This window comes from Micromonospora sp. RB23, assembly GCF_053585025.1.
In genome coordinates, this window is the sequence record NZ_CM132111.1 from 4,658,755 (window position 1) to 4,682,525 (window position 23,771).

At 69.6% G+C, this 23,771-nt stretch carries 18 protein-coding genes; 16 read left to right on the top strand and 2 right to left on the bottom strand.

Going from position 1 to position 23,771, the window contains the following annotated elements; translation table 11 throughout:
* Window positions 1–15: 15 nt before the first annotated feature.
* From ACTFTM_RS21275 to ACTFTM_RS21350, 16 genes are all read left to right on the top strand, one after another.
* A complete protein-coding gene (locus tag ACTFTM_RS21275) occupies window positions 16–1,044 on the top strand; it encodes a zinc-dependent alcohol dehydrogenase (RefSeq protein WP_449562246.1) in 1,029 nt (342 codons plus the stop codon).
* Entirely contained in the window at window positions 1,041–3,029 is a 1,989-nt protein-coding gene (locus ACTFTM_RS21280; protein WP_449562247.1) for a beta-galactosidase, read from the top strand. Before ACTFTM_RS21275 ends, ACTFTM_RS21280 begins: the two co-directional genes overlap by 4 nt.
* 350 nt (window positions 3,030–3,379) lie before the next feature.
* A complete protein-coding gene (locus ACTFTM_RS21285) occupies window positions 3,380–4,204 on the top strand; it encodes a ParB/RepB/Spo0J family partition protein (RefSeq protein ID WP_449562248.1) in 825 nt (274 codons plus the stop codon).
* Window positions 4,205–4,248: 44 nt separating this feature from the next.
* Window positions 4,249–4,917 carry a hypothetical protein gene (locus ACTFTM_RS21290; protein ID WP_449562249.1) on the top strand — a complete coding sequence of 223 codons (669 nt, stop codon included), beginning with the start codon at window positions 4,249–4,251 and terminating at the stop codon, window positions 4,915–4,917.
* Window positions 4,918–4,949: 32 nt separating this feature from the next.
* On the top strand, window positions 4,950–5,801 hold the full coding sequence (locus tag ACTFTM_RS21295) for a glycosyltransferase family 8 protein (RefSeq protein ID WP_449562250.1): 852 nt from the start codon (window positions 4,950–4,952) through the stop codon (window positions 5,799–5,801).
* 182 nt (window positions 5,802–5,983) lie between these two features.
* Window positions 5,984–7,468 carry a thiamine pyrophosphate-dependent enzyme gene (locus tag ACTFTM_RS21300; RefSeq protein WP_449562251.1) on the top strand — a complete coding sequence of 495 codons (1,485 nt, stop codon included), beginning with the start codon at window positions 5,984–5,986 and terminating at the stop codon, window positions 7,466–7,468.
* A gap of 233 nt (window positions 7,469–7,701) precedes the next feature.
* Complete coding sequence (locus ACTFTM_RS21305; RefSeq protein WP_449562252.1) at window positions 7,702–7,959, top strand: hypothetical protein; 258 nt, start codon at window positions 7,702–7,704, stop codon at window positions 7,957–7,959.
* Between the two features lie 21 nt (window positions 7,960–7,980).
* Window positions 7,981–9,027, top strand: coding sequence for a Gfo/Idh/MocA family protein (locus tag ACTFTM_RS21310; protein WP_449566683.1), 1,047 nt, complete (start codon window positions 7,981–7,983; stop codon window positions 9,025–9,027).
* On the top strand, window positions 9,024–11,249 hold the full coding sequence (locus ACTFTM_RS21315) for an aminotransferase class I/II-fold pyridoxal phosphate-dependent enzyme (RefSeq protein WP_449562253.1): 2,226 nt from the start codon (window positions 9,024–9,026) through the stop codon (window positions 11,247–11,249). The genes ACTFTM_RS21310 and ACTFTM_RS21315 overlap by 4 nt, the downstream gene beginning before the upstream one ends.
* Complete coding sequence (locus ACTFTM_RS21320; RefSeq protein ID WP_449562254.1) at window positions 11,246–11,659, top strand: NUDIX hydrolase; 414 nt, start codon at window positions 11,246–11,248, stop codon at window positions 11,657–11,659. Before ACTFTM_RS21315 ends, ACTFTM_RS21320 begins: the two co-directional genes overlap by 4 nt.
* On the top strand, window positions 11,656–12,459 hold the full coding sequence (locus ACTFTM_RS21325; RefSeq protein WP_449562255.1) for an inositol monophosphatase family protein: 804 nt from the start codon (window positions 11,656–11,658) through the stop codon (window positions 12,457–12,459). The genes ACTFTM_RS21320 and ACTFTM_RS21325 overlap by 4 nt, the downstream gene beginning before the upstream one ends.
* Window positions 12,460–12,471: 12 nt before the next feature.
* Window positions 12,472–13,668 (top strand): MFS transporter, encoded by a 1,197-nt coding sequence (locus ACTFTM_RS21330; protein WP_449562256.1) that lies wholly within the window; start codon window positions 12,472–12,474, stop codon window positions 13,666–13,668.
* 10 nt (window positions 13,669–13,678) lie between these two features.
* Complete coding sequence (locus ACTFTM_RS21335; RefSeq protein WP_449562257.1) at window positions 13,679–14,824, top strand: glycosyltransferase family 4 protein; 1,146 nt, start codon at window positions 13,679–13,681, stop codon at window positions 14,822–14,824.
* Between the two features lie 258 nt (window positions 14,825–15,082).
* The gene (locus tag ACTFTM_RS21340) at window positions 15,083–17,662 is read left to right on the top strand and encodes an ATP-binding protein (protein WP_449562258.1); all 2,580 of its coding nucleotides are present in this window, start codon (window positions 15,083–15,085) and stop codon (window positions 17,660–17,662) included.
* A gap of 225 nt (window positions 17,663–17,887) precedes the next feature.
* Entirely contained in the window at window positions 17,888–18,295 is a 408-nt protein-coding gene (locus tag ACTFTM_RS21345) for a hypothetical protein (protein ID WP_449562259.1), read from the top strand.
* Between the two features lie 388 nt (window positions 18,296–18,683).
* Entirely contained in the window at window positions 18,684–19,835 is a 1,152-nt protein-coding gene (locus ACTFTM_RS21350) for a low temperature requirement protein A (RefSeq protein WP_449562260.1), read from the top strand.
* 677 nt (window positions 19,836–20,512) lie between these two features.
* Here ACTFTM_RS21350 and ACTFTM_RS21355 read toward each other — a convergent pair.
* Together ACTFTM_RS21355 and ACTFTM_RS21360 are read right to left on the bottom strand one after the other, a co-directional pair.
* Entirely contained in the window at window positions 20,513–21,454 is a 942-nt protein-coding gene (locus tag ACTFTM_RS21355) for an enediyne biosynthesis protein (RefSeq protein WP_449566684.1), read from the bottom strand.
* Between the two features lie 113 nt (window positions 21,455–21,567).
* On the bottom strand, window positions 21,568–23,484 hold the full coding sequence (locus ACTFTM_RS21360) for a CRTAC1 family protein (RefSeq protein ID WP_449562261.1): 1,917 nt from the start codon (window positions 23,482–23,484) through the stop codon (window positions 21,568–21,570).
* Window positions 23,485–23,771: the final 287 nt, after the last annotated feature.

Consider the following 23,771-nt stretch of genomic DNA (forward strand, 5'->3'; position numbering starts at 1 on the left):
CGAAAGGAGTTCGCCGTGACCGCCACCATGCCCGCGTACGCGCTCCACACCGCGACCTCGCACGGGACACTCACCCGGCGGCCGGTGCCGATCATCACCGACCCCGAGGACGTGCTGGTCAGAATCAGGATGACCGGCATCTGCGGCACCGATCGCGCCATTTTGCTGGGCGAGGCCGCGGCGGCACCCGGTGTCGTGCTGGGCCACGAATCCGTCGGCCGGGTCGCGGCGGTCGGCGCGGCGGTGCGCAGCCTGCGCGGCGGCGACCGGGTGGTGGTGAACCCCACCTACTACTGCACGACCTGCCCGATGTGCCAACGGGGACGCATGGCGCTCTGCCGGGCCAAGGACGGTCACGAAATAGGCGTCGACCGCGACGGCACCATGGCGCAGTACGCGCTCGTGCCGGAACGCTTCGTTCACCCGATCCCGGACGAGTTGCCGGACCGGCGCGCCGCGCTGGTCGAGCCGCTGGCCTGCGTGCTGAACAACCTGCGCAGCGCGGCACCCCGCTGGGACGACACCATCCTCGTCCTCGGCGGCGGCCCGATCGGCGCCCTCTGCGCGCTGGTCCTGGCCTACCGGGGCTTCCGGGTTCAGCTGACCGAACCGGACCCGCGCCGGGCGTCCCTGGTTCGGGAGGCGCTGCCGCGCTCGGTCGAGGTAACCGCCGTCGCCGATCTCGTCCGCCGGCCGGACCTGGTGATCGACACCGTCGGCACCATGCCCGGGATCGGGATCGACCTCGTCGGCGACGGCGGCACCATCCTGGTGATGGGTGAGCGGCTGGGCAGCGTCGCCCGGATTCCGCTGCACCGGCTGGCGACCGGCGCGATCCGGCTGGTCGGCGCCGGCCCGTACGCCCCCGCGGATTTCAGGTCCGCGCTGAAGCTCGCCCCCAGCCTGCCGCTGGAGTCCCTGGTCAGCCACGAGATCCCGCTGGATCGGGCCGGCGAGGCCATGACCATGCTGGGCGTCCCGGACCCGGCCGACGGGTATGCCGCGCTGAAGATCCTGCTCACCATGTCGGCGGCGGACGCATGACTTCCGTGATCCGCGACGGTGTGCTGGTCATCGACGGCCGGCCGGACCTGCTGCTGGCCGGCGACTACCCGTACTACCGCGACCCGGCCGAGCGGTGGGCGGCCAAGCTGCGCGCGCTTCGGGCGGCCGGGCTCACCACCGTCAGCTTCTACGTTCCTTGGCGCCACCACGAGATGGAGCCGGGTCGTTTCACCTTCACCGGCCCGGGCAACCGGGACCTGGTCGGGTTCCTCGACCTGGTGCACGCCGCCGGCCTGTGGGCGCTGCCGAAACCGGGCCCGTACGTGCACGCCGAACTCCCCCTCGGCGGACTGCCCGACAGGGTCGGACCAGCCGGGGGCACCGGTCGGGTCGCCGCGCTCTCCGCCACCGACGAGCCGCTGTCCGCGCAGGGTTACCCGCTGCCGTCGCCGCATGATCCGGTCTTCCTGGCGGACGCCGGGCAGTGGCTGCGCGCGGTCGGCGACGTCCTGCGGCCCCGGATCCATCCGCACGGGCCGGTCGTGGCGGTCCAGGTGGGCAACGAGGGCTGGTTCGGGGAGACGGGGCTGGCGCCGGACGCCCTGGACTACTCGGAGCCCGGACTGGCAGCCTTCGCCCGGCGGTATCCCGGCCTCCGGCCGCCGCGCCCCGGCGCGGGCGGCGACCACGCCCAATGGGCGGCCTGGCTCAACGAGTCGCTGGCGGCCGGGCTGGACGACATCGGCGCGCGGCTCGGCCTGAACGTGCCGCTGCTGATGAACGCAGCGCCGCCGGCGGGAGCGCGATCCCCCGCTCTGGATGCCTGGCTGAGCCGCACTGGACCGACGACGGCGCGTACGGTCCACTATGGATTCACGAACTGGACCGGCGACCCCGCCGACGACGACGAGCTGACCCGGTACGTGCTGGCGGCCAAGCGCGCCCCCGGGCCGGTGCTGGAGGAGAACTGGTCGCTGACGTGGGTCGGGCGCGCATGCGCCGCAGCCTCCGTACCGATCTACCGCTCCCTGCTCGGCCTCGCCTGCGGCGCCACCGGCATCAGCGTCTACACCGCCTGCGCCACCGCCGAGTGGGGCGGTCACCTCATGATGGACGCGGCGCACCGGCGGATGGTCGCCGGCGATCCAGCGCTGCTCGACCCGCCGTACGGCGAGGCAGCGCCGATACAGGTCGACGGTTCTCCCGGGACCAGCCTGGCGGCGCTGCGGGGGTTCACCAGTTTCCTGCGTGCGGCGGGACCGGCCCTGGCCGCGAGCCGGCCGGAGGCCGACGTTGTCCTCCTCGTCCGCCCCGCCCAGGCGGCGATCACCTCGTGGGGCAACGGGACGGAACCGCCCGCCGGCCGGACGATCACGCCGTTCGTCCAGCACTGTCTGCGGTACGGGGTGCCGTTCTCGATCGCGCTCAGCGAGACGGACGACGACATCGGTCAGGGCCGTCCGCTGGTCACCACATCAGGACCGCTCATGCCGGCCGAACTCCAGGAACTCCTGGTCGCGTACGCCCGCCGTGGACGCCCCGTGTTGCTACTGGGTGAGCTGCCGGGGGTTGACGAGCGAGGTGCCCGGTGCTCCCGCCTGGCCGACGCGGCCCAGGCCGGGCTGCCGATCACCGTCGCCGCCGACGCCCGTACGGCGCTGGCCGCCTGGACCCACACGGCGCCGCGGGCCGACGGGCCAGGCGACGGCGTTCTCCAGTTGCGCCGCGTGAGCGCCGCCGGTGATGTGTTCGTCTTCCTGTTCCACCGGCCCGTTCCCGGTGCCGGCGACGACCCGGTGCCGGTGCGGACGACAGTCATGGGTCGGCCACTGCGGACCACACTGGTGCCGGGCGGCTGCGCGGTCGTGCACTGCCGCGACGGGCGGCTGACCGGCGCCTACGTCAAGGGTCACAACGAGTTGTCGGGCACCGGGATCCCCGTCGACGTCACCTTCGCCGACGATCAGATCACCTCGAGTGCGGCCGGCGATCTCGTGGTACACCCCCGGAAGTCCGACCGCTGACAGCCGCCCTCGGCCTGCCAAGATCACACTTTCGAATCTAGTTTCCCTGCGGCACGCATTGTCGATCGATCACGGTCCCCTGGCACCAGGACGGCACGCCGCAGCCGACGGGCGACCGGGCCCGGCCCGGGGATCACCGCCACCGTCGCCCCGCATCCGTGCTGTAGCAACGGCATCCACCCCGTTAAACCCTCGCGCTTGGCGTTAGGTGGACAACCATCCATACCGCGCATTCCTGGCGTGGCCGTGGCCAATGAAACCATCAGGTTGTAGAAATGCCATGGAGGTCGATCGATCTAGACGAACTTCTGCACACGGGGGGGATGATTGTGGGTGTCAAGATTCGCTCGGTGGAGGACCTGCCACTGGAGCGGTTGGAGATCAGCGCTCGGCAGGCCCGCACCCGGGCGGTCGATGAGGGCCTGGATGATCTCGTGGAGAGCATCCGGGTGAACAACCAGTTGGAGCCGATCGTCGTCGCACCGATCGACGGCACGGCGGACCGGTACGAGATCATCATCGGGCAACGCCGTTTCCTCGCCCACCAACGGCTCAACCGCCGGACGATCAACGCCGCCATCCTGGAGCGAGCGGTCGACGAGATCTCCGCCAAGGTCCTCTCGCTCAGCGAGAACCTGATCCGGCGCAACATGAACCAGCTGGATCTCATTGACGTCTGCACCTTGCTCTACCACAAGTACGGCTCGATGAAGGCCGCAGCGGACGAGCTCGGGTTGCCGTATCACCAGGTTCGCTCGTACGTGAAGTACGAGCGGCTGGACCCGGAACTGAAGACGCTGGTCGACCAGGGCGACATCGACGTGAAGACCGCCCTGAGGGTGGAGGACGCAGTCAAGGACGTGGCCCGGGAGCGGGTGGACCTCAAGGCCATCGCCTCTCAGCTCGCCGGGCTGACCCGGGCCGAGCAGATCCACCGGCTGCGATCGATGAAGCAGCTGAAGGGCAATCCACGCACCGGTCTGCACCCGATCGGCGTGCCGGCGCGCGGAGCCGAGGGGGTCCGGCAGGTCGTCGTCACGCTGCCAGCGGCGGATCATCGGCAGATGCGTGCGTGGGCGCGCAACAAGGGGATGACCCAGGACCAGGCGGCAGCCCAGATCATCGGTTCCTTCCTGTCCCGGCAGCGCGACAGGTCCGGAGTGGACTTCATCTAGGTCCGCTGGCCCGCGATCGCTCCCCCGAGGAAGGTCAGCCACCGGTGCACCGACCGAACCGCCATGTCGTCACGTACGCGGTATCCGAAGCAGATGCCGGCCCCGCCGCGGTGTCCGCCACCTCGCTCCTGGAGAACAGCCCGTCCGACGACTTTCACTTCGTCGTACTCGATCTGGGGCTGCGGCCGGAGACCAAGCAGAGCCTGTCGGCGCTGCTCGGCCGCGGCCGCCTGGAATTCCTTGACCCCGCGGCCGGTGCGCCGCTCCCGCCCGGGGAGCTGGGCGCGGCCGTCCTGCTCTCCGAGAAGCTGGCGGAGGCGCACCACCGGATTATTCATCTGGCCTGCGCCACCCTCGTCATCGGCGACCTGTCGCCGCTCAGCTCGATCGACCTGGACGGCTGCCCGGTAGCCGGCGCACCGCGCTTCACTCAACCCGGCTCGGGTGACATCCCGATCATCGACCCTGGCGTACTGGTGGTCGACACCAGGACGCTCGCCGAGGACAAGCTCCGCCGCCGCGACGTACCGACGCGCTGGAAGCGGCTCGGTCTCGAGTGGCACTTCCCCGTCCTCGACGAGTTACGCCGGGAATGGAACGGGCCACTACCGGTCGTCTACCGCTTCGGCGACCCGCACCACCTGCCCGACATGCGGGTGATGTACGACGAGTACCGCCGGCGGTGCATCGCCGCCGGCGGTCCCACGTTCTGACCATTCCGGTTCGCGGACCAGGGAGAACTCCCGTGGCGACAACCGACAGCGTGGCCCTGGTGTGGGCCACGGACGACAACTACGCCCTCCCCGCGGCGGTCTCTGGCCGGTCGCTGCTGGCGAACCTCCCGGAGGGCGTGCGGCCCGCCATGTACGTGGTCGACATCGGCATCTCCGCACGATCGCGGGAGCTCATCGCCGCATCGTGGTCGTCCGCCGCCACCGTCGAGTTCCTTCCTGTGAACGAGGCGCTCCTGCGGGATCTGCCCTCCACCCGCTGCGAGAACAGGGAGTTCGCGCCGACGGTTTTCGCTTACCTGCTCGCCCCCGGCCTGTTGGCCGGGCGGCACCGGCGGATGCTCTACATGGACGCGGACACCCTTGTGGTCGGCGATGTGCGGCCGCTGGCCGAGGCCCCACTCGGGGAGCATGCCTTCGGAGCGGTGCGCGACTGGGACTTCGGGGCACCGGCGCAGATATTTGGCAAGCGGTACGCCGGACGGCAACTGAATGCGGGGGTCCTGGTCATCGACCTGAAGCGCTGGGATGCGATCGACGCCACCCGGCGCGTCTTCGACTTCGCCCGCAACCGCACCGACCTCGTGTTGCCCGACCAGGACTCGCTCAACGTCGCGCTCGGCGATCACTGGCGGGAGCTGGGCTACGAGTGGAATTTCCAGGTCGCACGGACGGTGGTCCGCGAGTACCGGGGGCCTGCGCCCCGGATCCTGCACTACGGCGGCACCCGCAAGCCCTGGCTCGGTCGCTGCGCCCTCCCCCACTACTTCCGGCTCTACCAGGGGTACGCCCGGATGACCGCTTTCGATGCCGCGACCATGCCGGACCGCGCCTATCCGGGCTGGTGGGAGGACGACGGTCGGTGAGCGCCGGCCGGCGGTCCCGGTGAATGCCATCTTCGAGCGCCGAATTTCTCTAGTTTTACACGTCCCGGAATGCGCAATTCCAATTCGAGCGGTGGTAGCGTCGCAAGTCGATGAACATCGCTATGTAGGGAGCCGACGTGAGCCATTGCCAAGGTGACTGCGATTGCAGCTCGGTTTCCGCGATGCTTGCGAAACACGGCGTCGAACACTGTTTCGCGGTACCGGGAGCGCCAATCACACACGTGGCCGACACCGCGGCGGAAGCATTGCTCGGCTTCGAATGGTCGGTGAACGAGAAAGTCGCGGTGGAGAACGCCCTGGGCCTGTCCTTCGTCGGTCGACGCAGCGTGGTGATGTGCAAACAGAATGGCCTCAACGTGGCGTTCGATCCGCTGCTGAACGCGGCGGTGCACTCGATCGGAGCGGCGATCGTGCTGATCGTCGCCGACGATCTCGACTGCTCCCGTTCCACAGCGATGCAGGACAGCCGCGACCTCGCGGAGATCCTGCGCATCCCGCTGATCGAACCGACCCTCGACGGCGATCTGGAGCACTGTATCGCCACCGTCGTCCGCCTCTCCGAGGCCGAATCGGTGCCGGTCGTCCTGCGGTTGACCGGCGCCGTGCCGACCGGCGCGGGCGGCGGCCCGGAGCCGGTGGGCGACACCATCGCCGGCGATCGGCCGACGCTCGACCCGGCGGTCGCCCAGCGGCTCACCAAACTGGGCCGGACACAGCACCGCCGCCTGCGCCAGCACTCCACCAACTCACCTGTGCCGGGCGCCGAACCGGTGCTGGCCTGCGCTGCGCCGCACGACGTGGGACTGATTTGTTTCGGGCGTTCGGAGGCCGAGGTGCCGGACGGCGCGTGCCGGCTGACGCTACGCCGGCTCGGTGCCGACCGGAACGAGAAAGAGATCACGCGGTTCGTCGAGGAGCACAACCGCATCGTCATCCTGGAGAGCCCGCTGCCGCATCTGGAACGGCGGATCCGTGAGCAGGTCCCGGGCGGTCACCAGGCGATCGGACGGATCAGCGGGCACCTCCCGCCGGAGGGTCCGATCAGATCGGGGGCTGTCACCCGTGCGCTCGCCGAGGGCCCCGCCGAGTGGCGGACCGTCCAGGCCAAGACCCGCAAGGACTCCACCTACCCACCGTTCCATCCGGTGTTCGCGGCGATCGCCGATCTCCGCCGGACCGGAGTGTTCGTCGCCACCGACGTCGGGTCGTCGGTCAACCTCTGCTACGCGCCGTACGAGGCCTCGGACGCCGCCGTGTGTCTCGGCTCGGCGGTCTCCGTGGCCGGCGGCGCAGCCCGCGGCCAGGCGGCCACAGTGGCGGTCATCGGCGACTACGCTCTGCTCCACACCGGACTGCAGGGCCTGCTCGACGTGGCGGCGCGGCGCGTTCCGGTGGTCGTCGTCGTCCTGGTCAACGGCACCCAGGACAAGACCGGAGGCCAGCCCCTGGCACCCGGTGCGGACCGCCCGGACAGCGCGGACGCGCTGGTCGATCGCCTGGTCCGGGCGGTGGGCCCGGACCTGCCGGTGGATCGACTGGACTGCGCGGCGACCACGACGGAGGCCGCCGTCGCGCAGCTCAACTCCCGCCTGGCAGACGCTCCCGGCGTGGTCCTGGTCCGGGCGTCCACGCCCGCCCACACCTGACGGTTGTCACCTTCCAGCGGAAGTCCTGTCGCCATCCGATTGTTCGGCAGTTGACGGGAGGCACCGAACCACCATGCCAATCAATGCCATTGACATTTATGGCTGCTGACCTGATACCGTCCACCCTCCGGCCTAGAAAAAGGCGATACATCGCGAGCTGGCGTTTCGGATCGGACGGTCGGGCCACTTCGGAAAGAAGGCGGAAAACCGTGGGAAGAGCCTGGAACAACCGGGTGACGCTGCGCCGGACGACGTTCGCCGAAAAGATTGTCCGAACCGACGAAATGGCGCTGCACGCATACCGTGATTCGATGCGAGCGGGCTCCTTCGAGCCGATCGGCGGCCCGCTCGGCGGGCCGCCGGAAATGGCAATGCGACCGCCGGAGCCCGCTCCGCAGGTTACCGAACAGGCGCCGAAGGCGGCCGCCGCGTTCACCCGAACCGGGCTCACCGCAGGACCGGCGGCGGTCCCGGCCGTCGCGGGCCGGTAGGCGCCGGCCGTGCGCGTCGCCGTGGTGGGAGCCGGACGGATGGCGGAGATCCGCGCAGACGCGTTGGCCGCCGTCGACGGCGTGGAGCTGTGCGGGATTGCCGCCCGACGCCGCAGCCGGGCCGAGGAGTTCGCCGCCCGCTTCGGCATCCCCGTCAGCACGGACGATTACCGTGAGCTGGCGTCCACCGCCCCGGACGCGCTGCTCGCCGAGGTGCCGCACCAGCTACAGGACGACGTGGTCCGCTGGGCGCTGCGCTCGGGGATGCACGTGCTGGCCGGCGGCAGTCTCGCGGCGACCCGTCCGGCCGCCCGGGAGATCGCCGCGCTCGCGGCCGAGTACGGGCTGGTCGTCGAGGCCGGTTACGAGGCCCGGTACAAGCGTGTCTGGCACGCCGCAGCGGAGATGATCCACTCGGGCGCCCTCGGCGAGCTGCTCGCCGTGCAGACCATCGCGTTGGTGGACCAGGATCCGCGCTCCTGGTATTACGACGAAGAAGCCAGCGGTGGCATGTTCGTCACGCATGTGAGCTACGCGTTCCTCAATCCGCTGCGCTGGATTCTCGGCACACCCGAGACCGTCGCGGCGATCGCCAACCGCAAGGCGCTGACGCGGGCCGGCGCGGTGCGACACGAGACCTGCGCCATCCTGCTCACCTTCCCCGGCGACGTGCTCTGCACGATGACCGCCAGCTACGTGCGGCCGCCGGGAATGGACGCCTGGGATGTCCGCATCCTCGGCACCGACGGGGCCCTGGACCTACGGCCCGGTGATCTGGAGCCGGGAGGCCTGCGCCACCATCCGCGGCGCGGTCCGTCGGTGACCCGCGACTTCGCCTCGAATGACGCCTTCGCACGACAGGCGGCGGCCTTCGTGGCGGCTTGCCGCGGAACCGCCCGGGTGCGCAACCCGGCCGGGAACGCCCTCATCGACATCGAACTGTGTCACCTGCTCGCCGCGTCGGCGGACGAGGGCGGCACGCCGCTCAGCACGACGGCAATCACCGCCCCCGACGGCGCGGTGGCGATGAACGCCAGCGGGTACGGGCACCGAAGGAGACCGTCATGACAGTGCAGGAATACGCGCCCAGCACCGAGCTGGCCCGGAGCGGGCCCGGCGAACCTCGGCGAGTCGTCGTCACCGGAGCCGGCGGCTACCTCGGCTCCGTACTGGTACCCCGTCTGCTGTCCGCCGGCCACCGGGTGGTGGCGGTGGACCGGTTCTACTTCGGTCGCGAAGCCCTCGCCGCCGTGGAGGGAAACGACAACCTGCGGATCGTGGAGAGCGACGTCCGGGACCTGCCGGACAGCGCGCTGACCGGCATAGACGTCGGGATCTGCCTCGCCGCGCTCAGCAATGACCCGGCCGGCGACATCAACGAGTCGTGGACCGAGTCGGTGAACGTGGACGCTGCCGTCGCGTTCGCCCGGCTCGCCAAGGCGCACGGCGCGCGCCTGTTCCTGTTCGCATCCTCCTGCAGCGTGTACGGGATGAACGACGCGAAGTTCCTGGACGAGGGCGCCGAGGTCGCGCCGCTCACGGCGTACGCCCGGTCGAAGATCGCTGCGGAGCAGGCGATCGCCGCCGAGGCCGGACCTGGGTTTCGGACCGTCTCCCTGCGCATGGGCACCCTGTTCGGTACGTCTCCGCGCATGCGCTACGACCTGATGATCAACGCGATGACCGCCTCCGCGGTGCTGCACCAGAAGGTGCATGTGGACGGAGACGGCCGCCAGCGTCGACCGCTGCTGCACGTGGCGGACGCAGCGGACGCCTACGTCCGGTTGGTGGACGATCCCGACGCGGTGTCCACCGACGCCGCCGTCTACAACATGGTCAGCATCAACGCCTCCGTCCGGGAGATCGCCGAAGAGGTGGCTGAGCGCGTCCCCGGGGCGGAGCTGACCAGCTCCGGCACGCTCCTCGACACCCGAGACTACGCAGCCGACGCCTCCGCGCTGCGCCGCGACACCGGCATCGTCGCCGGTCGCCAGCCCGCAGAAGGCATCCAGGAGATCCTGAACTCGGCGACGGAGGACGGTCTGACCCCGGCCGACGTGACGAGAGCCAACACCGTCCGCACTCTGCTGGCGCAGGCACGCAAGCCGGCGGCGGAGGGCGGCGAGCCGGTCCGGCGCGACTTCCTGCCGCTGGCCACGGCGGACATCGGCCCGGCGGAGGAGGCCGAGGTCGTCGAGACGCTGCGTTCGGGGTGGCTGACAACCGGCCCCCGGACCAAGCGGTTCGAGGCGATGGTTCGCGATTACGTCGGCAGCCGGCATGCCATCGCGACGAACAGCTGTACCGGCGCGTTGCACGTGGCCCTCGCCGCGGTCGGCGTATCGACCGGCGACGAGGTCATCACCACGCCGATCTCCTGGCCCTCCACGGCCAATGTGATCTGGCATCTGGGGGCGCGGCCGGTCTTCGTGGACGTGGAGCCGGCCACCCTGAACATCGACGCGTCGCTCATCGAGCGGGCGATCACGCCGCGCACCAAGGCCATCGTTCCGGTGCACATGGCCGGGCAGGCGTGCGACCTCGACGCGATCGACCAGATCGCCCGCCGGCACGGGCTCGCCGTGGTCGAGGACGCGGCGCACGCCATCGGCGCAACGTACGGCGGCGCGCGGATCGGCTCGCGCGGCACGATGACCGCGTACAGCTTCTATCCGACGAAGAACATCACGACGGTCGAGGGCGGCATCCTGACCCTGGACGACGACGAGGCTGAGCGAGTCGCCCGGATGCTCGTGACGCACGGGATCTCCACCGACGCGTGGAAGCGCAACAGTGCCTCGGGTTCGATCCACTGGGAGCTGCACCTGCCGGGCTTCAAATACAACATGACGGATGTACAGGCGGCGGTGGGCCTGCATCAGCTTCCGAAGCTCGACGGGTACATCAGCGAGCGCGAGCGGCTCAGCCGTTGCTACGACGAACAACTCGAGGCCCTGGACTGGCTCACGCCGCTGCGGGCGGTCCGGCCTGGCGACCGGCACGCCCGGCACCTGTACGTGGTCACGGTGCCGAGCGACGCCCCGCCGGGAACGCGCGATGCCCTGCTGACCCACCTGCGCGCCGAGGGTATCGGCGCCGGGGTGCACTTCCGCGGCATGCACCTGCAGCCGTACTACCGCAAGGTGCTCTCCCCCGTGGAACGTGACCTTCCGGTGGCCACCGAGATGAGCGGGCGAATCCTGTCGCTTCCGCTGTTCCCGACGATGTCCGACGGCGACGTCGCCGACGTGGTAGCCGCCCTGCTCAAGTTCCCGGGGGCGGTGACATGACCGGCCCGGAGGGCGTGCAGGTCATCGTCGTCAACGGGCGCGACGAGGTGCTGCTCCAACTGCGCGACGACGACCCTGCCATTCCGTTCCCCGGCATGTGGAGTGTGCCCGGCGGGATGATCGAGGACGGCGAGACCCCGCACCAGTGTGTGCTGCGGGAACTCGGCGAGGAGTTGGGGCTGACGCCGCACCCGCAGGAGGTCCGAGTGCTGTGGGCGCGGCAACGGTCGTACGGCTTCGAGCACACCTTCTGGATGCGGGCGGACTTCGACCCGGGCGAGCTGACGCCGACCGAGGGCCAGGCGTTCCGGTTCTTCTCGCGGGCGGCCACCGCCAGCATGCGCCTGGGGTACGAGGATGCCGACGTGCTCGCCGAGTTCCACGACCGATTCCTGGCGGGCCGTCAATGACCGATTCGGCCGACCCGGCACGGGCCCTGGCAGTGGCCCGCGGCGCTGCCCGTGAAGCCGGGGAGCTGCTGCACGCCGCCGCGGGCGGTGTCGCGGCGGTGCCCAAGGACGCATACGAGCTGACCAGCGCGGCGGACGCGGCGGCCGAGCAGCTCATTCTCAGCCGCATCCGGACGGCCTTTCCCGGGCACCACGTGCTGACCGAGGAGTCGGGCAACCACGGACCCGCCTCGCCGCACTGCTGGGTCGTCGACCCGCTGGACGGGACGCACAACTACCTGCGAGGGTTGCCGACGTGGGGGGTGAGCGTCGCGTACGCGTACCGTGACCGCACGATGGTGGCAGCCTTCTACGCCGCTGGAACGGACGTCGAATACACCGCCGTACGCGGCGGCGGGGCGTACCGCGGCACGAGCCGTCTGCGCCTGACCAGCACCACCGACCTGGCCCGGGCCCTGGCGATATGCTCGGCGTCGCCGCCGCCGTGGAAGGAGCGGGCGCGGGAGATCCTGCTCGGCCTGTGGGACGCCGCGCACGACATCCGGATCACCGGCTGCGGTGGCGAGGCGCTGTGCCGGGTGGCCGATGGCAGCGTCGATGTGTTCGCCGAGGTGGACGGCCAGGCGTGGGACTACGCGGCCGGGGTGCTGATTGTGCAGGAGGCCGGCGGGGTGGTCAGCGGCCACGACGGCCGGCCGGTCACCGCGTGGAGCGGGGATGTCGTCGCGACGACCAATCCGCGTCTGCATGCCCAGGTACGCACAGTGATCAGCCAAACGGAGAGTCGTGTTCGCCGTTGACCTGGAGGCCATGTGTCGATCGAGACCACTTCGGACGCTCGGACGCTGCGCCACGCGCGGTGGGCGGTCGGCGCCGCCTTCTTCACCAACGGCGCCGCCTTCGCCACCTGGGCGCCGCGCATCCCGTCCGTCCAGCACGCTCTGGACCTCGACGCCACCACCCTCGGCCTCAGCCTCACCGGCGGCGGCATCGGCGGCCTGATATTCACCCTGCTGTCCGGGATGGTGGTCGACCGGTACGGCAGCCGCCGGGCACTGCTCGCGGCGATCACCGCCCTGGCGGTGTGCCTGGTGCTGCCCGGCCTCGCCCCCGCCTGGTGGGGCCTGCTGTTGGCGCTGGTCCTGCTCGGCGCCGTGGACGCGCTGATGGACGTCGCGATGAACGCTCACGGCGTCCTGGTTGAGCAGCGGTCCGGGCGCTCTCTCCTCAACGGCTTCCATGCCTCGTGGAGCATTGGCGCGGTCACCGGCGGCGTCCTCGGCACCGCCGCCGCGGCACTAGGTGTCGCCGTCTGGCTGCACCTGCTGGTGGTCGGGGTCGTGATTTGCGCCGCCGCGCTGGTGCTGGGCCGGGGCCTGTACCGACACACCGCACCCGCCGCGCCAGCCTCTTCCCGTCCGGGGACCACCCGGACGGCCCGGGTGACGCCGGTGCTGGTCCTGCTCGGGCTGATCGTGCTGGCCGCCGCCTTCATCGAGGACGTCCCACAGTCCTGGAGCGCCGTCTATCTGACCAGCGGGCTGGGCGCCGCGCCAGGCGTCGCCGGGCTCGCGTTCGTCGCATTCTCGGTGTTCATGGCTGCCGGACGGCTGGTCGGCGACCGGCTGGTCGACCATTTCGGGCCGACCCGCGTGCTGCTGGCCGGCGCGCTGCTCACCGCCGTCGCCTTCGGGCTGAGCCTGCTCGTCGCCTCCCCGGTCGCGGCGCTGGCCGGGTTCGCGTTGGTCGGCCTCGGCAGCAGCCCGATCTTTCCGATCGCGTTCAGCCTCGTCGGCCGCCTCTCGGGGGCGAGCGCGGGTGCCGGCATCGCCACGGTGTCGCTGGTGTCACGCGTCGGCTTCCTCGTCGCCCCGCTGCTGGTCGGCGTCCTCATCGACGCGGCCGGCTTCCGGGCCGCGCTCTCCATCGTCTCCGTGGCCGGCCTCACCGTTGCCTTGCTCGCCCGGCGTCTGCGCACCGAGATGGCGCGGACGTCGACAACCGTTTGAGAGGACCGGCATGATGCGCATCGCCCAGTTCACCTACGAGTATCCGCCGCAGACCACGGGTGGTCTGGGCACCTACATGGAGTGCCTGGTGCGCTACCTGCGCACGGCCGGCGACCACGTGGACCTGTTCCACCTCGGCGAACGCCCGTTGGACGTGCCGTCGGTGCACCTGCCGGCGTTCGCCGGGGACCGGGTGCTGACCTACTCCGCCAGCGAGCTGGCCAGGCGGGGCGCCGCCCAGGACTACGACGTGGTGGTGTGCCAGGACTGGCCGGGGGTGATCGCGTCACAGAGCATCTGGAAGAACAGCGTGCCGCTGGTCTACACCTGTCATTTGCCGATGACGTGGGACATCGGCGCGTATGACGACGTGCCAGGCCCGTTCAACTATCAGATGGAGTTCTCCGCCCTCGCGCACGCCGGCCTGGTGATCGCCGTCAGCGGCGCGGTCCGTGACGACCTCGAACGGCGATTCCCGTTCACCGCCGGCAAGACCCGGGTGGCGTACAACGGCACCGACACGACGTTCTTCCGACCGCCCGACGACCCAGCGACGCGCCGCCCGGACACCGTGCTGTACGTCGGCCGGTTCTACGAGCAGAAGGGGTTCGACCTGGTACCCGAGATCTTCGCCGGGGTACACGCCCGCCACCCACGGGCCCGGTTCGAGATCATGGGCGTCGGAGGGTTGGAGACCGTCGTCCGCGACCGGCTGCACGCGGCGGGCCTGGCTCACCTGGTGACCTGGCGTCCATTCGGCACGCTGGCGGAGGTCCGTGCGGCCTATCAGCGGTCCTCGGTGGTGATCATGCCGTCGCGCCTGGAGCCGTTCGGGCTGGTCGCTACCGAGGCGATGGCGACCGGAACGCCGCTGGTAGCTGCGGACACCGGTGGCCTTGCCGAGATCGTCGACCACGGGCGCACCGGATTCCTCGCCGCGCCCGGCGACACTGCTGGCACGGCGGAACTCGTCGCGGCCGTGCTCGACGATCCGAGCCTGGCGCAGCGGATGGCGGTGGCCGCCCGTGAGGCAGTGGTTGCCGAGTTCGCTCAGGACGTCACGTACGGCCGTATCCGACAGGCCTATCTCGACGTTCACGCGTCGACCAGCAACTCGAGCGTTGTGGCCGCCAGGTCCGGCGCAGGGGCGCAATGAGCCAGGCGGCTGCGGTCCTGACGCCGGCGCCGGGCGTCGAGGTCAGAACCCCGGCGAGGGGGTGCGCAATGTGGTGATACGGGTGACGGCAGCGATCTTCACACTCGTTCAGCACAAACGCATGACTCTGCCCACCCAGCGCGGGACGAAGTCACTCAGCGGCGGCCCTACAGGGACCGACTCACCTTAGCGCCGGGTGAGCGATTCGACGCGATCTCAGGGTCAATCCGCCTCGCTGGTGGTCGCTAGGATGGAATCGTGACAACGCCGCTACCGAGGCCCGGCAGGGTGCGGACAGCGGCGGAGTTTGTCGCCCGCTTGCGCGCGCTGAAGGCGTGGTCCGGGCTTTCCTACCGATCCCTGGAGAGGGAGGGCCGGAAGCAAGGTTGTCAATTGCCCCCGAGCACCGTCGCGACTGCGCTCAATCGCAGCTCACTGCCCAACCAGGAGTTGGTCGCGGCGATTGTGCGGGCGTGCCGCTGCGCACCGTCTGTCGTCGATGAGTGGCTCGAGGCCCAACGGGTATTGGCCGTGGCCGAAGAGACGACACCAGACGTGGACGTCGCCGCAGGCATCGCGGCGCGGGTGAGCATTGCCGAGGCGGCCCAGTCTCCGAACACCGGCCTGCCCGCAGCGCAGGCGAGACCCTACCTGCTCCCGCCCGACCTGTCGGTGTTCGTGGGCCGAGACGAGGAGGTGGATCGGGCCTGCCGGCTACTGACCGAGGACGGACCTGGCCCGGCGACTCTGTTGATCACCGGCCCGGCCGGCGGCGGGAAGACCGCACTCGCGGTACGCGTCGGGCACCTGCTCACCCTGCGCTTCCCCGACGGTCAGCTCTATGTCGACCTGGGCGGCTTCAATGAACAGCAAGCCACGCCGGCAGCCGTTCTCGGCGCGTTCCTGCGTGCGCTCGGCGTACGCGGTGGAGCCGTGCCCGCGAATCTGCCTCATCGGATCAATCTGTACCGGACGCTGCTGGCCGAGAAACAGGTACTCGTCATCCTGGACAACGCACGTGACGCACCTCAGGTACGCGACCTGCTGCCGAGCGGGTCACGTTGCGCCACCATCGTCACCAGCCGGACCAGCCTGGCCGAGCTCGGTGGCCGTCGCCTGCCCCTGAGTGTGCTGGAGCCGTCAGCCGCCCTCGCTCTGCTGGCCGACATGCTCGGCCACGAACGGATTGTCGCCGACCCGGCATCCGCTCGGTTGATCGTGGACACCTGCGGCGGTCTTCCCCTCGCGGTCTGGGTGGCCGGAGCACGACTCGCCGCGCGTCCTCACTGGCCACTGAGGAAGGTCGCCCGGGCGCTGGCCGACGAACAGCGCAAGCTCGACGAACTGGCCGTCGGACATGTGGCCGTACGGGCCAGCCTCGAACTCACCTACCAGGCTATGGACGTGCAGTCACAGCACGCCCTGCGGATGCTCAGCCTGTTACCCGCGACGGATTTCGCCTCCTGGTCCGCCGCAGCGCTCCTCGACCTGAGCCTCCCGGATGCGGAGGCCGTGCTCGACGGTCTCGTGGACGTGCACCTGGTGGAGATTTCCTCCGTCAGCACCGCCGGCCCCCGTTACCGTCTGCACGACCTGGTGAAACTGCTGGGGCGCGAACGTGCCGAACAAGAGGATTCACCGCACGAATGCCGCTCGGCCGCCACCAGGGTGCTCAGCGCGAGTCTCGACCTGGCAGAGCGTGCCGCGGACATCCTCTGCACCGACTTTCTTGGCATACCGCAAACCGGGCTCGTGCACTGGCGACTACCAGGAGAAGTCACGGACGAACTCCTCACCGACCCGCAGACCTGGTTCACCGGCGAACGCCGGTTTCTCATCAGCGTGGCCGACTGGGGTTTGAACGGCACCGACATCGCTTCGGCTGCCGGTTTGATCACCGCCATGACCTCTTTCTTCCAGATAGGCAGTCACTTCGACGACTGGGAACGGCTCCAGGACCGGGCGCTGAAGGTGGCGTTGCACGGCGGCGACCGGCGCAGCGCCGCGAAACTGCACCGGTGCCTCGGTGAGCTCACCACCATTCTGGACCGGTACCCGGAAGCGATTGAACATTTTGAGCAGGCACTTCTGCTCGCCGAGGGTGAAGGCCCGACATACCGTGCCAGCGCCACCGCCGGGCTGGCCTACGTACACCGGCTACTCGGTCACTACCCGTCTGCGATACGTCATTTCGAGGCTGCCGCCACGCTGGCTCGCGGGGCCGGCAACGTCAACTGCCTCGTCTACGCGATGAACGGCATCGGCGTCATCGAGCTGGAAAATGGGCACGCGGAAAGGGCTGAGAAGCGGTTTGCGGAGTGTCTTCGCATCAGCAGGCTCGCAGGCTATCGGCCTGGCGAAGCGCAGGCTCTGCGCTGCCTGGGGCAGAGTCACCGCGCGCACGGCGACTACCGTGCCGCGGGCGACTGCTTCGAACAGGCGGCAACCATCAGCGCGGCCCTGGGTGACCGGCTCAGCGCCACCCACGCGACGTGCTGGCTGGGAGACGTCCTCGTACGCCGGGGTGAACACGCGGAGGGAAGACGGCTTCTGGCTCGCAGCCTGTGGACGTACCGCGAATTCGGCAACCTGTGGGGCGAGGCCGCGACACTGAACGCGCTCGCGGAGGCCCAACTCCTGGCGGGGCAACCTGCGCTTGCTCGACGTCGTGCGGAAGCAGCCACCGGCCTGTGGCGACGTATCGGTTCGCGAACCTGGCTGGCCGTGGGCCTCGACACCCTTGCCGGCGCACTCACCATGTCGGGAAACCTTGTCGCAGCGGCCGAGGTCTGCGAGGAGGCCGCCGCCATGCGGGCCGCTGACGCCACCGACAGCTGACGAGCCTGCTCCTTTCCGGCTGTAGGCAGCCGGGTCGCGCGGCAAGAGGCGGCCGAGAAAGGTGGCGCTCCAGGCCACCGGCAGCCATCAAGACGGTGTGTACGGAACTGTACGAGACTGTTCCGCACAGGTCAGACCCTTTTCCGCGTCACCAATCCCCGGCGAGACTCAAGGCCAGATCGATGTAGAAACCTCTCGATCTGTTCCGCAACGGAGGAGGAGCATATGCAGAAGCTGAAGCGGGGGGCACTCGCGGTGGGCGCCGCCATCGCGCTTGGCGTCGTATCGGGGGCGGCACCGGCCAGCGCCTCAACGAACCAGGCGCCAAACTTCACACCGTCGAACGCCCCCTCGAGCGCCCTGGCCGTCTGCGGTTGGAGTCCGACGAGCAACGGTCTCGGGGGCGCCACCGTGACGACGTCCATCCCCCTCAGGAACGGTCCGGGCTCCAGCTGCGGCAACGTGAGCAACTACCTCATCGTGGGCCAGCGACTCGGCGGCTGGTGCCGGTTCCAGAACTCGGCGGGAAACTGGTGGTACTACGTCAGCGTCGGAGGGGCTGCGCCATACGGCTGGATCTACGGCGGCAACGTCTCGGGCGAGGACACGATCAATACGCCCTGCACCGGCTGAGGTGAGTCCATCGATTCGGTGAGTTAGCGCAAATCCGTTCGGGGTCTGTCCAGTTCTGCCGGGGACAGACCCCGAACGGCGCCCCTGGACCCGATCCGCAGGCCGCCGAGCCGAACCGCTGGACGGGACACCTCCGACGAACTCTGATCGCGCACGCCCTCCAGGGCTCGAACTCGATCGAGGGCTACCAGGTGTCTGCGGCCAGCTGGCTCGATCCACCCCCGCTGGCCACCGCCCCCCGCTCGACTGGCGGGTAACCTCCGGCCACCTTGCTCGTTGATCGCCATGTGCGACAAGCCCTCGGCGATGGGTGTCACGGCGTCGCCTCGGGATCGTCACCACCTGGCGCGGAAGCGTCGGCGGAGGACGCGCCGGGAACGGCGGGCCCATGACGAGCACGGAGCCGACCGGGCCGCGACGTAGCCCCAAGTCGTCGAATCGGGCGACGCTCCTGGAGCTGTTCTTCGACGTCTTCTACGTCGCCGTGTTCGCGCAGCTCTCGATGCAGTTTGCGAGGAATCCGAGCTGGGGTGGCCTGGGACAGACCCTCATCCTGCTGCTGGCGGCCTGGTGGACCTGGTCGGTGACGGTGAACGCCACCGAGTTCTACGATCCCCGACTCCGGGCGGTCCAGGCGGTGGTCGCCGGCACGGTGTTCGGCGTGGCCCTCATGGCGATCGCCGTACCGGCCGCCTACGGCGAGCGCGGGCTGCTCTTCGCCGGCGCGTACGTCGGCATCCATCTGCTCCGGGGGATCCTGCTGGTCGTCGCGCTGCGCCCACTCCGTGCGCACGCCCGGGAGGAACGTGTCCTCTTCTGGTTCGTCCTCTCCGGCGTCCTGTGGCTCGCCGGCGGGTTCACCGGACCGCCGTGGCGCACCGGCCTGTGGGCCGGCGCGCTCGCTGTCGACTACCTGGCCGCCGGACTGCGCTACCCGACGCCTCGACGAGGCCGGCTACCCATCAACCGGTTGAGCACGCACTTCGGCGAGCGTTACCAGCAGATCACCATTCTCGCCCTCGGCGACATGGCACTGATGTCCACGTTGATATTCAGCGGCGCGAGCTACACCCCGGCCCGTGCCGTCGCGTTCCTCACCGCGGTCGTCACTGCGCTGCTGTTCTGGCAAATCTACGTGTTACAGAGCAACAAGCTGGTCGACCGGTCGGCGCACCTGCGTCCGGACAGGTCGATCCTGTTGGCCCCGTACGTCTACGCCTTCGTCGTTACCGGCATCATCGCCACGTCCGGCGGCGTGGACCTCGTCCTGCACGACCCGCAGGGGACCACACCGGCGAGTTGGGTCGCTCTCCTCGCCGTGGGACCGGTCCTGTACGTGCTCGGCCGGATGAGCTCGGAGTACGTGCTCCTCAACCAACTCCCGCCCACCCGCGTCGCCTGGCTGGCGCTGCTGCTCGCCTCGACGCCGCTGCTGACCATGCTGGCCCCGTGGCTCGTCATGATCGTGAGCGCGGCCGTCCTGGTCGGCATGACGATCACCGACGTGCGGCGGCTCCGCCGCGCGGCCCTGGCGGACTAGCCCCTGCTTCCTGCACGAGGGGCGGCCTCTCCGATCGGCCCTTCCGCGCGCCCCTTCGCCCGCACCGAACATCCCCTCCGTCCGTGCCCGGTCGCGCCGGTTACCGGAGGTCGCCCTCCGATGCGCCGGACCTGTCCTTGACGGTACGTCCCGAATCGGCGGGAGAGCGAGCGAAGGACGGTCCCCGAGTTTGTCCTTCGCTCCGACGACCGGGCCTCGCGTCAACGTCGAGCACGACGCGAGGCCCCAGTCGGGCGGTCGTGCGCTCAGGTGATGGTGAGGCTGTCGCTGGTGCCAGCGACGCTGCGGTTGAGCAGTTGCACGAAGTCGACGAGGTTGGAGGCGGTAGGCAGATCGCAGACTACGACCGCGCTGCCGGTCGGTTCGCCGCTGTCTTCGTCGTCGGGATCGTCCGGTTCTCACCGGTCCAGGTGGATACTCCACCCGTGCGGATGCCTCCCGCCTGGCACACCCGATCCGCCGCACGCTTGATGCCTCACGTGACCGGCGGTCCCCTGACGGCAACCTGGCGTATCGACGGCGTCAATTCCGGGCCGGCTCGCGTATCAGCGGTGTGACGAACCTTGTCGCGCCCACCCCGTACACGATGTGCTCGTTTGCCCGGAAGGGCGGCGGCCCAATGGGACCGCCGCCCTGGTGTCGCAGGTACCTCCCGGTCAGGCCGGCGCCGGCTGCGGCACGGCCGAGGACGCCGACTCCACCCGCCGCCCGCGCAGGTGCCGGCCCCACCAGTACAGGCCGCGGAGCAGGCAGACGATCGTCACGGCGAAGAACAGGGTGTAGACCACGTTGAACGCCATGAGGATGCCGTACACGGTGGCGACGCACGCACCGAACATGAACTGGTCTCGGCCCTTCGTCGGCGTCGTACCAGGGTCGGTGATCATGTAGTTGGTGAACAGCACGAAGGCGACCCCGGTCATCGGGACCAACGCGCCCCACAGTGCCACGTCCCAGATGAAGTGACGTACCAGCGCCTGGATGACGAAGCCGCCGAGCCAGCCGACGATCAGCGGGATCTTGCGGGTCAGCATCGCGTTGAGCACGGTGCCGGCGGTGATGATGATCAGCGGCACCATCATCCGGATCGAGTCCGGCACGTTCTCGGTGAACTGGTACGGCGGGGCGATGTTCACCCACGAGAACGTGAGCAGCGTAATGGTGATGCCGAAGTTCGACGGGTTCATGAAGTGACGCATCCGCCCCTTGATCGGGGCGCGGAGGACCGTCTTCTGCCCGATCGCGACGACCACCGCGAAGGCGATCGGCCAGAACCGGTCGTTGGCGTAGAGAAGCATGTTCGCGGCCAGCGCGGTGATGTGGGTGGGCAGCAGGAAGGTGTACATGCCCCACACCCCGTTGCCGCGGTACGTCGGACGGCGCCGCTGCGCCCAGGCGGTGACCTGCTCGATGACGATCTCGGCGGTGTAGCCGATCGCCAGCGCGAACAACGGCCACGTCCAGGGCTGCTCGAAGCCGAGCACCGTGTAGCCGAGGATGTTGAAGACGCTCATCGAGAGCGCGAAGTTGCGGAGCGCAAGATAGCGGGGGTCGCGGCGATCGATGCGCGGGGATACGCCACCGGGCGGGGCGCCCATTCCGGTGACCGTTGCTCCGGGGGCTTGGCCGTTGACCGGCGCCGGACTGGCCGCGACGGTGCTGCTGGCGTCGTCCCGGGTGGACGATGGGGCGCTACGTACGCTGGTCATGCCTACCTCACCTCCTGAGCGACATCCGTGAGCACGAGGTCGTGCCAACCGGCGGTCAGCTGTGTGGTCTGGTGGTGCACCGTGCCGTCGACCGCGCGCCAGCTGATCTCGGCCTCGACCGGCCGGTCACCGGCGGCACCCAGGCCGAAGAACACGTCGAAACTCCGCTTGCCGGAGTGGCCAGAGCCGCCGTCGAGTTGGGCGAGCTGGGTACGACCGTCCGCGGCGCGGATGCGGACCTGCGCGCCGTACGCGGGGCTACCGGGATCGTCACCGCCGTCGGCGGGACGGTGCAGCCGCAGTCCGAGGAAGTTGCCCTGGCCGGCGTTCTCGTTGCGGTAGAAGACGGGGGCGCCCCACTGGCGGGCCACGGCGAAGTCCTGCGCGCCGTTGCCGTCGGTGTCGGCCACCGCCACGCCCCGGCTGGGCGTGTCGTCGGTCATGCCGAGTTCGGCGCTGATGTTGGCGTAGCGCCCGTTGTCCTCGCGGACCCAGAAGGCGAAGGGTTGCGAGCCGGCGATGTCGTCACCGGGTTCGGCGTTGGGCCACATGTGCGGCTCGGCGAGCATGAGATCGTTGCTCATGGCCAGCTCCTGGAGCCAGGACCACCGGTTGATGTTGCCCTTGACGAATCCCGTGGCCTGCACCACCGACAGCCGGCCACTGTTGTCGAAGTCCGCCATCTTGCTGTCCCAGCCCCAGCCGACCCACGCCATGTTGAGGTCGGCGGCCTTGTTGTCGAAGATCGCCTCGCCCCGGTCGAGCCGGCGGCGGGCGTCCTCGGTGCTGGTGGCGTTGTTGCGCCAGACGAAGTTGCTCTCCTCCAGGCCCCAGGAGGTGGTGATGTTGCTGACGAACATGTCGAACCGGCCGCTGCCCTCGAGGTCGGCGAAGTCGATGGACATGCCCTTGAAGGAATCCCGCCCGACCACCATGGACTTCGGGGTGAACGGCCCACGCCGCCCCTCGGTCAGGCTGAACCGGATCCGGCCCGGGGTGGAGTCGTTGCGGAACAGGTGGTCGTGGCCGAAGTCGTTCGCTAGGTACAGCTCGGGGAGCAGGTCACCGTCGAGGTCGGCCGAGCCCGCGCCGAGAGTCCACCCGGTCGCCGCGGCCGGGGGCACGGCGGCGTCCTGCTCGACGTAGCTGACCGTGGGCCGGGCGCCGGTGGTCGCGGCTGTCCAGCGCAGCAGGTGGGCGCCGCCGCCGTTCGTCGCGCGGGAAAGCGAGTGGTTCATGGTGACGTTGGGCTGACCGGCGGGGTCAAGCACCTGACTGTCCGGGAAGTAGTTGAACACACCGATGTCCGGATGGCCGTCACCGTCGAAGTCGGTGATGGAGACCGCGTTGGTGTTCCAGAGCTTGCCCTGGTAGGCCCCGTTCGGCCCCGGCGTGGTGGGCACCAGCTCGGTCGGCTGGAAGGTCTGTGCGGACAGTGTTGCCGCGGCACCCGCCCGGTGGAGGAAGACCACCGGCGTCCGTGCCCAGTAGTAGACCAGCAGGTCGGTGAGCCCGTCACCGTTGAAGTCACCGGGCGCGCAGCCCATCGGCGCCATCGCGGCGTGGGTGGGCAGTGGGGCGGGGTCGAGGACGAAGGGCGCGTACCGGGGCGGCTGGCCCGGCACCGGGGCGGGCGTCACCACGGTGCTGTCGCTGCGGGAGTCGACCAGGCACAGGTCATTGGGGGCCTGGTCGCCGTCGATGTCGTTGACCGCGATGGCCGCGCCGACGGAGGAGATCCAGGACCGGATGTGCTCGTATGCCGGGTTCACCTGCCGGACGGTTCGCTGGGGCAGGCCCGGCGGCAGGGCGATGGGCAGCTCGGTGAACCGGAACCTGGCGGCAAGCGACGAGCGTTCCTCGGCCGATGCGGCGGGCAGACGTGCGACGACGAACAGCCCGGCCACCAAGGCGAGCACGAAGATTGCGGGGAGCGCACGACGGAATGCGCCCGATGGTTTCGGTGTCAATTTTCCTCCCAGACGTGGTGTCGCCCGCGTCCGCCTCCCGGTCGGCGCGGCAATCACCCATCGCTGTCGACAAACATTGTCGACAGCGATGGAGTTGGTTGCCCGCAGCCGACAGAAAACGAACCTGCGCTGAGCAGTTGACGTCCAGAGCTCGACTCGGTCTGCAATTACCGTCGACGCCTGCTGTTTCTAGTCGCCGCAGTCGACGCCAATACTCTGCCGCAGCATCATTTGCC

Bases quoted from the DNA above. Each gene is read 5' to 3' on its own strand.
- ACTFTM_RS21280 (WP_449562247.1), top strand. From the start codon at position 1,041: ATGACTTCCGTGATCCGCGACGGTGTGCTGGTCATCGACGGCCGGCCG.
- ACTFTM_RS21300 (WP_449562251.1), top strand. From the start codon at position 5,984: ATGCTTGCGAAACACGGCGTCGAACACTGTTTCGCGGTACCGGGAGCG.
- ACTFTM_RS21315 (WP_449562253.1), top strand. From the start codon at position 9,024: ATGACAGTGCAGGAATACGCGCCCAGCACCGAGCTGGCCCGGAGCGGG.
- ACTFTM_RS21320 (WP_449562254.1), top strand. From the start codon at position 11,246: ATGACCGGCCCGGAGGGCGTGCAGGTCATCGTCGTCAACGGGCGCGAC.
- ACTFTM_RS21325 (WP_449562255.1), top strand. From the start codon at position 11,656: ATGACCGATTCGGCCGACCCGGCACGGGCCCTGGCAGTGGCCCGCGGC.
- ACTFTM_RS21335 (WP_449562257.1), top strand. From the start codon at position 13,679: ATGATGCGCATCGCCCAGTTCACCTACGAGTATCCGCCGCAGACCACG.
- ACTFTM_RS21345 (WP_449562259.1), top strand. From the start codon at position 17,888: ATGCAGAAGCTGAAGCGGGGGGCACTCGCGGTGGGCGCCGCCATCGCG.
- ACTFTM_RS21350 (WP_449562260.1), top strand. From the start codon at position 18,684: ATGACGAGCACGGAGCCGACCGGGCCGCGACGTAGCCCCAAGTCGTCG.
- ACTFTM_RS21355 (WP_449566684.1), bottom strand. From the start codon at position 21,454: ATGGGCGCCCCGCCCGGTGGCGTATCCCCGCGCATCGATCGCCGCGAC.